The sequence below is a fragment of the Microcystis sp. LE19-195.1E genome (genome assembly GCF_027532095.1).
In the GTDB taxonomy this organism is placed as follows: Bacteria; Cyanobacteriota; Cyanobacteriia; order Cyanobacteriales; family Microcystaceae; genus Microcystis; species Microcystis aeruginosa.
Map to the genome: position 1 here is coordinate 1 of NZ_JAPZSZ010000094.1, position 7,910 is coordinate 7,910.

The 7,910-nt window shown below is 42.9% G+C and carries 8 protein-coding genes and 2 pseudogenes; 6 read left to right on the plus strand and 4 right to left on the minus strand.

The features are described 5' to 3' along the window. Positions 1 to 417: 417 nt before the first annotated feature. A pseudogene (locus O9300_RS19635) lies at positions 418 to 501 on the minus strand (type II toxin-antitoxin system RelE/ParE family toxin); the annotation flags it as partial. Here O9300_RS19635 and arsM point away from each other — a divergent pair. Beyond that, positions 501 to 1,475, plus strand: coding sequence for an arsenosugar biosynthesis arsenite methyltransferase ArsM (arsM, locus tag O9300_RS05775; protein ID WP_287970545.1), 975 nt, complete (start codon positions 501 to 503; stop codon positions 1,473 to 1,475). The pseudogene O9300_RS19635 and the gene arsM overlap by 1 nt on opposite strands. 239 nt (positions 1,476 to 1,714) lie before the next feature. Continuing rightward, on the plus strand, positions 1,715 to 2,692 hold the full coding sequence (gene arsS, locus O9300_RS05780; RefSeq protein WP_287970547.1) for an arsenosugar biosynthesis radical SAM (seleno)protein ArsS: 978 nt from the start codon (positions 1,715 to 1,717) through the stop codon (positions 2,690 to 2,692). A 127-nt stretch (positions 2,693 to 2,819) separates the two neighbouring features. Here arsS and O9300_RS05785 read toward each other — a convergent pair whose 3' ends face one another. Next, a complete protein-coding gene (locus O9300_RS05785; protein WP_004163459.1) occupies positions 2,820 to 3,092 on the minus strand; it encodes a DUF3143 domain-containing protein in 273 nt (90 codons plus the stop codon). A 9-nt stretch (positions 3,093 to 3,101) separates the two neighbouring features. Beyond that, positions 3,102 to 3,596: a J domain-containing protein gene (locus O9300_RS05790; protein ID WP_149986933.1), complete on the minus strand. Its 495-nt coding sequence runs from the start codon at positions 3,594 to 3,596 to the stop codon at positions 3,102 to 3,104. Positions 3,597 to 4,040: 444 nt separating this feature from the next. On the opposite strand from O9300_RS05790, the gene O9300_RS05795 reads away from it, so the two are divergent. From O9300_RS05795 to O9300_RS05810, 4 genes and pseudogenes are all read left to right on the plus strand, one after another. Further along, on the plus strand, positions 4,041 to 4,604 hold the full coding sequence (locus tag O9300_RS05795; RefSeq protein ID WP_287970550.1) for a thylakoid membrane photosystem I accumulation factor: 564 nt from the start codon (positions 4,041 to 4,043) through the stop codon (positions 4,602 to 4,604). A 408-nt stretch (positions 4,605 to 5,012) separates the two neighbouring features. Then, entirely contained in the window at positions 5,013 to 6,575 is a 1,563-nt protein-coding gene (locus O9300_RS05800; protein WP_287970552.1) for an iron uptake porin, read from the plus strand. 330 nt (positions 6,576 to 6,905) lie between these two features. Then, positions 6,906 to 7,043: pseudogene (locus O9300_RS05805) on the plus strand (transposase); the annotation flags it as partial. Positions 7,044 to 7,150: 107 nt separating this feature from the next. After that, a complete protein-coding gene (locus tag O9300_RS05810; RefSeq protein WP_147069407.1) occupies positions 7,151 to 7,354 on the plus strand; it encodes a HepT-like ribonuclease domain-containing protein in 204 nt (67 codons plus the stop codon). A gap of 139 nt (positions 7,355 to 7,493) precedes the next feature. Here the strand turns inward: O9300_RS05810 and O9300_RS05815 are convergent. Continuing rightward, positions 7,494 to 7,910, minus strand: a 417-nt coding sequence (locus tag O9300_RS05815) for an Rpn family recombination-promoting nuclease/putative transposase (RefSeq protein ID WP_287970555.1), incomplete at its 5' end; no start/stop codon positions are given.

Genomic DNA, 7,910 nt, shown 5'->3' on the forward strand with positions numbered 1-7,910 from the left:
TTGCGGTCGAGATACGATACATCTGTACTGAATGAAAAAAGTGCCTGGCTTTTAGGGTATTTTACCTTTTTTTGGGCCTTTTTTCTCGACTTTATTGAGTCGAAACCTTTTTCCTATCGGCATTTCAGGCTTTTTCAGCAAGCCCTAACTATTTTCCCCTTATTTTTTAAGTTGATTAGATTAGGTAAACTCTTTGTCAGAAATCACCTAATTAAGGAAGTGCTGTCTGCGTGCTTGTGCCAAAACCTCTTATCAACAGGCCGAAGAAGATTTATAGTCATTTCAGATAAGTCTGATACACTCTAGACCGGTTAAACCCTTATGAACTCTGGCATTGATATTCTCAATCTTAATTGAAATGACTATATTCGAGTTCTCGGAGCATCAAGATAAACTAAGACGCATTTTAAGCGTTTATAGGTCAGTACGAATGCTACGATAGCGTTGGGCGAGGATGCGAAGTCGGTCCTTGAATTGATCAGAGAAAAGGAGTTTAAAGGATGAAAATGACTTATCTGGAAGCTACTGCCAAATTTTACAGGGAAGTAGCCCAAACTCCCGAAGTGGGGCTATGTTGTGTCCAAAGCAGTCCTTTGCAACTACCGGGGTTAAAAATCCCTGCCATTATGCAGGAGATGAACTATGGTTGTGGCACGACGGTGCAGGCCAATGAATTAGGCAATTCTCCCAGGGTTTTGTATGTGGGTGTGGGTGGTGGTTTAGAAGCACTGCAATTCGCCTATTTTTCCCGTCGTCCAGGGGGAGTCATTGCGGTGGATCCAGTGCCAGAAATGCGTTGGGCAGCCCAAAGAAATCTCAGCGAAGCGCTGCTGGAAAATCCCTGGTTTAGTCTCGATTTTGTGGAAATTAGAGATGGTTCCGCTTTTGAATTGCCGGTGGAGGATGCCTCCGTCGATGTAGTGGCGCAGAATTGTCTTTTTAATATCTTTAAACCAGCCGATTTACAGTTAGCTTTACGGGAAGCTTTTCGCGTCTTAAAACCGGGAGGACGTTTACTGATGAGCGATCCGATCGCCACTCGTCCAATCCCCGAACATTTGCAAGAAGATCAGCGTTTACGAGCTATGTGTCTATCGGGGGCCTTAACCTACGATGATTATATTAAACAGTTGATCGATGCTGGTTTTGGTCAGGTAGAAATTCGGGCCCGTCGTCCCTATCGTTTACTGGACTGTCAGAGTTATAATTTAGCCGATCCGCTCCTATTAGAAAGTTTGGATTCCGTTGCTTTTAAACTAGCTATTCCCGAAGATGGGGCCTGTATTTTTACGGGCAAAACTGCTATTTATACTGGTACGGAGGCAATTTTCGATGATGGTGCCGGGCATATTTTAGCCAAAGGATTGCCGGTGGCCGTCTGTGATAAAACTGCGGGCAACTTAGCTCGCTCCTCTCCCCAAGATATCCTCATCACCGAGTCCACTTGGCACTATAACGGAGGCGGTTGCTGTTAAAAAAGCAGCGTCGAGACAAGTTCGATCCCTCAGTTACCACTTATCACTTATCACTTATCAGTTATCAGTTATCAGTTATCAGTTATCAGTTATCAGTTATCATTGATTAGTTATTGGTCACTGTTTACTGTTTACTAATTACTGTTTACTGTTTACTGTTCAATGTTTACCGTTTACCGTTCACTGTTTACTGATTACTGTTTACTGATTACTGTTTACTGATTACTGTTTACTCTCCCATGACTCCTTTTGTTGAGAAACTAAAAACTCCTTTAACTAAGCAAAAAATCTCGGTTCTGCAAATTAATTTGGGGAAAAGATGTAACCTTGCTTGTAGCCATTGTCATGTGGAAGCTAGTCCAGTTCGCTCCGAAGAAATGACTCCAGAAGTGTGCGAACAAATTATCGAACTGATCGAAAGATTTCCCCAAATTAAAACCGTCGATCTGACCGGCGGCGCCCCGGAAATGCTCTACGGTTTTAAGCCGATTGTGGAAATCTCTAGAAAAGCTGGGAAACAGGTAATTGTGCGCTCGAATTTAACTATTTATTTCGAGAAAGGATTTACTGATATTCCTGAATATTGCGCTGGCCATCAGTTGCGGGTGGTGGCTTCTTTACCCTGTTATCTTGCCGATAATGTGGATAAAATGCGCGGTCTGGGAGTCTATGACCGATCAATCGCCGCTTTACAATGGTTAAACCGTCTCGGCTACGCTCAAGAGCCGAATTTGATTGTGGATTTAGTCTATAATCCCCAGATTCCTAAGTCAGATAATTTTTCTCTCACACCGGATCAGGTATCCCTGACACGGGATTACAAAAAGTTCTTGCAAGAACATTTTAATATTTCTTTTAACAATCTATTTACTATCACTAACCTACCCGTCGGAAGGACACGCTTCCATCTGGAACACCGGCAACTCTATCAACCCTATATTCAATTCCTCGAAGACCATTTTAATGGCGATACTGTCGAGCATTTGATGTGTCGTAATCAGCTTTCTATTGATTATTTGGGTAATATCTATGACTGCGATTTTAATCAGATGGAAGATCTGGTCGCTTGCACCGGTCAAGGCCAAAAATTAACCCTGCCAGATTTATTACAAGCGGGTACTTTAGAGCTAATTGCAGAGGTACAAACCGCTTCCTATTGCTACGGTTGCACTGCCGGCAGCGGTTCCAGTTGTGGGGGAGCTTTGATTTCAATCTGAACAAATGTACTGAATTGACACCGCGTCTCGGAAAATTTAGTACAAATGCTCGGACTAGCTCTCCCTGCTACCAACTCCGGTGCTGTCTTAACGAGTAATCTTAGATAGTTAAAAGTTTAACCGATGATTAGGGACCGGAAAAAACCGCCGATTCGATATCTTGGCGACTAAGGGAGTATTTAAAAGCGCGATTGATGTCACTGCCGTCATTGGCTGCCCGAAAGTAACGAACGGTGATTTCTTCGATATCGAGGCAGATTTCCGCTTTCCATGTTGGTTTTTCGACGATCCAACAGTGGATATTCTCGGTATTTTTCCGACAACCTAATTTAACTAGCCATGCTTCGATCGCCGGTAAGGGATGATTATAGAGGGGAGTATCAGCAGTGGGAATCTTCATCGCATGAATCTAAATCAAAAATAATTGGGCTACAGTGACGGCATTCTCTCCTCGAAGCATAGCAATAATCACCGCTAGTAACAAGCAGCCGAGCAGGGTGAGTGCCAAGATAAACAAAGCAAAAATTTCTCCCGAAGATAGGGGACGATCGGTCGGATCGAGATAGGCGCTACGATTAGCTATGGGTTGATCGCTATCCGGGATAGTTTGGATGACATTCCAGCGCGAGTAACCTATCTGTAAATCATACAGGGAACGGCGATCGGGATTACTCAGGGTGGCATAAGCTTCGTTAAGACGCTGGAATTTAACCGTTGCCACTTCGGGGCTGAGTTCGGTAGTATCGGGGTGGTATCGTTTGCTAAGTTCCCGATAGGCGCGTCGCACTTCGATCACCGAGGCACTCGGATGTAGTCCTAGAATGGCATAATAGGTATCGGCAAAGCGCGAGTTAGCGGCAATGACTCGCGAGGTGGTTTGGGAATTATCGCGCTCGAAGGTCACAAGATTTTTTACCGAAAAATTGGGTTTAAAGCCTCGCCCTTTTAGGGCGACTTTATGTGATGTATGATATTAAGAATAGCGGCCCGGGTAAGCAACCGCTTAAAAAACCCAGTCATCGCAGGATGAACGCACCTTGAAAACTAGAGTTATGGGGTTCTCTAGGGGAATGCTCCTATAGGTAAAAGCTCTAAGCGTCAAGTACCAGAGAAACCAATTATTTTAGAGGTTTTGAACTGTATCGTAGGGCATACGAAAACAGGCTTCTGTAAGGGAGCGAAAGTCTGAGGAGAGAACCACCTCTGGGTGGGATTTCGCCAGGAATCTAATTCAAGTGGACTCGTTGAGCCAGAAATTCACAGCAGTGATGCTAGAAGAATCCACGTCCGTTTACGGCGTGGGGTATGTCAAACTAAAAATTGTCTTAATATTCTAACCCTGTTGATCATGAAATCTCGTTATCGGCTGCGTCTTCAGATCTGTCTTGTCTTTCTCATTGTTGCTCTGACGAGTTTCTCTACTTGGCTAACCCCTAGCGCCTATGCGGGGATCGATGATGATCGCCTCGATGGTAATATTTTTGTGGTCTATGCGGGTAATGGTTCCCTCGTGCCACCGCGTTTAAATTTAGCGGAAACTTTTCAACGGAAAATTCCAGCTATTATTGTCTATTATTTGGATGATAGTAGCGATTGTAAGCAATTTGCGGCGATTGTCTCCCGTTTTCAAGAGTTTTACGGTCGCGCCGCCAGTATTATCCCCGTTACTGTCGATTCTATCCCCTTAAAGTCTTCCTATCGTGCCGATGAACCGGGTTACTATTATCGCGGTGGGGTTCCCCAAACGGTGGTTTTAGACCAACAAGGTAAAGTGGTTTATGATGGTTTGGGCAATGTTAAATATGAAGATGTGGATGATGTCTTAAGAAAGGTTTTTGATCTTTTGCCTCGATCGCAATCGCTAGAGTTAAAAAGACGCTCTTTTAACGAGTTTAACGCTGAATTGCGCTAGTTACCCCTTTTTTATCCTCAATTGAACCAAAAATAATCATTTAGAGATGCTGTCAGCAGCGTCTCTATCTTGTTCTTAGGAACAATAAAATTATTTACCTATTGCTTTTATTATCATTTAAGATTTATTTGAACCAAGAAATGCTAAAAAATTCAGATTTTATCTGGAGTAACACTTGAAAAATATTTGCAACAGTGCCAGACTAGAAAAATTTGGCTCTTCTCTACTTTGTGTGATAAGCACTGATTATCATTCGTAGGAGTCTTGCTAGGCAAGGCTTTGAAGACTATATTTCTATAAAATTATCCCTATTCTTCTTCCCTCCACACAGAAACCAGAAGAGCCAAAATTTTGCTAACCTGATTATACTGAGAACAATAATCATTCTTATAGGTGTGGGAGACAGCAATGAAAATCAAGCAAAATTTCCTAACAGCAGCCATATTACTGGGTTTTTCTGGTCCGGTACTGGCTAATAGTCTCGAAAACCTCTCTAGTAACCCCATGGCACAGGTAACAAGTGTCAATCAATTGCGGGATGTTTCTCCCACCGCCTGGGCTTTTGAGGCCTTAAGAAGTCTCGTGGAGAGGTATGGTTGTATAGTAGGTTATCCTGACCGCACTTTTCGCGGTGAACGCGCTTTAACTCGTTGGGAATTTGCCGCCGGGTTGAATTCCTGCTTAAATACCCTAGAAAGATTGATTCAAGAAGGAGTAGCGGTATTAAAAGAAGATCTAGACAGAATCAAGCGATTAGTCAGGGAATTCGAGACAGAATTAGCGGCCTTAGGGGCTAGGGTTAATAACTTAGAAAATCGAGTCGCTTTTCTGGAAAATAATCAATTTTCCACCACTACTAAATTAACTGGGGAAGTGGTGATGGCATTATATGGGGTAGCCACAGGAGAAAAAAACGGTGGTGAAGGGATTCCCCAAGTACCAGCTTTTGGTTATCGGGCCCGTTTAGAATTAAATACTAGCTTCACAGGCAAAGATTTACTCTATACCCGTCTAGCAACGGGAAATATTGCCGATTTAGCCGATACCACGGGAACTTTTCAAAGTACCTTAGCCTTTACCCAACCCGACGGCAACGATTTATTGCTAGAAGTTTTAAACTACAGTTTCCCCCTAACGGAAAATATCTACCTCTGGTTAGAAGCGACGGGAGGTGCTAAAGATGACTTTACCAATACCCTCAACTTTTTGGATGGAGATGGTGCTAGTGGGGCGCTTTCCGCTTTTGGTACCCGCAATCCCCTTTATTTTGCCCCCGGACAAACTGGACTCGGTTTACAGGGTAATTATGGGGCTTTGCAATTCAGCGCCGGTTATCTTGCCGGGGATGCTAACGATCCTAACCCGGGAGGGGGTTTATTTAACGGCTCCTATACTGCCCTAGGGCAGCTGGGTTATGTTCCAAACGATAATTTTGGCATTGCTTTATCCTACTTTCATGGTTATAACCAATTAGACACGGGGACGGGAAGTCAGCACTCGAATTTCCAATTTTTCACCGAAGAACTATTCGGGGAGGCTGTCCCGACAATTAATAATAGTTTGGGGTTACAATTTAGTTGGCGAATTGTCGATGGTTTTGTCCTCGGTGGTTGGGGGGGTTACACAAAAGCTATCACCCTTAGCACCTTAGATGGACAACTAGAACGCGGGGATTTAGATATCTGGAATTGGGCGATAACTTTGGCTTTTCCTGATCTATTTAAGGAAGGAAATACGGCCGGTATTATTGTTGGTATGCAGCCCTGGGTATCTAGTTCTAGTATCAGATTAAATGATGGCAGTTCCACTAATGATCCCGATACTTCCTTTCATATCGAAGGATTTTATGAGTGGAAGCTCACCGATAATATTGCCCTTACTCCAGGGGTAATCGTGATTACTTCTCCTAACTCAAATAACAACAATTCCACCTTAGTTATCGGCACTATCCGCACGACTTTTACTTTCTGATTTGTCTAGGCAGCTGGTCAGAAATAAAGATCAAGTATGACGGGATTTGACATCATCTCTCGACGACCGGCTGCTGTTCCGTCGTTCCCCAGTCTCCTATCGCTTTTAAATAGGATTTAGTATCAGTATAACAGTCAGTCAATTTACCATTCGCCGACGAGAATAAGCAGGGTAATCGCAGGTTATTTTGTATAAATTATAACAGACAAAAATCCCTGACTATGATTTTTAGCAGGTTGAACTAAGAGGAGTTAATCTGAGAGGATGTTTGAAAAGTCAGGAGACCACTAGGGGTAGTGTAGAGATATAGATGTTCCTCCGGTCTTGAAGATGACAACAAACCTAAAAGCCCATCCGGGAGACCTGACACGAGCGCAGGCCGAATTACTCCTACCGCTCATTCCACCGGCCAAAGAAGGGGGTCGCCCCCGAAGTGTAGATATGCTGGGTGTGATCAACGCCCTATTTTAGGCGTTGTCAAATTGAAAGATGCTCCGAATCAGCACCGGAACTGAAATTACTTTGATAGCAAGGATTGCATTGCATCTTTCATATTCTGATCTGACAACGCCCAAATTATTGGTGAAGCAGCGAGAGCAACTTCTCAAGAATTTAAAGCAAGATATCCCGAAGTGCCTTGGCGAGATGCCAGCGATCTAAGAAACTTAACTATTCATGAATATTTTTGTATTAATCTAGAGATTATTTGGGATATTGTTGAAAATGATATTCCTCCTCTAAAAGGACAAATCGAAGCTATTTTACAGGAATTTATTTGACGAAACCCAACCAAATTACTTAAATGTCGGGTTTCACTATCGTTCAACCCCACCTACTTTATTCTTCGATTTACTTGATAGCTACCGGCAAAAGATAGCCACCAGCAATTATATTAATTTATCAAAGTTTGAACTTTTCCTATTCCCCTTGAGTTGCTTGTCTAACCTGTTCGATTTCTAATTCTAAAGCCTGTGCTATCTGTTCAAAGTTTAATCCTAAGGCCAATAAACGAGGAATAGAAGCTAATTTTGCCGCTAATTCGCCTTCTTGTCGGCCTTCCTCTCTACCTTCCTCTCTACCTTCTTCTCTACCTTCTTCTAAAGCTTCCTGATACACTTTAGTTTGTTTTAAATCACTTAAACTAAACATCGCTTCTATCTCCTTTCTACTGACTTGGGGTAACTTATAAACCAAGATTGTCTCTATCAATTCTAAAAGTTCTTGCTGTTGTTTGACATTACGGAATTCTTGTCTAATCCGTGGAATTAATTGTTTTCCCTGCTCGATCGCTCTGGCGGTTGGTGCTATAATTAATTGTAACATTGATATTCCCAG

What these genes read in the sequence shown, in the direction of transcription:
- O9300_RS05800 (WP_287970552.1), top strand. Translation starts at nt 5,013, where the DNA reads ATGAAAATCAAGCAAAATTTCCTAACAGCAGCCATATTACTGGGTTTT.
- O9300_RS05785 (WP_004163459.1), bottom strand. Translation starts at nt 3,092, where the DNA reads ATGAAGATTCCCACTGCTGATACTCCCCTCTATAATCATCCCTTACCG.
- arsM (WP_287970545.1), top strand. Translation starts at nt 501, where the DNA reads ATGAAAATGACTTATCTGGAAGCTACTGCCAAATTTTACAGGGAAGTA.
- arsS (WP_287970547.1), top strand. Translation starts at nt 1,715, where the DNA reads ATGACTCCTTTTGTTGAGAAACTAAAAACTCCTTTAACTAAGCAAAAA.
- O9300_RS05795 (WP_287970550.1), top strand. Translation starts at nt 4,041, where the DNA reads ATGAAATCTCGTTATCGGCTGCGTCTTCAGATCTGTCTTGTCTTTCTC.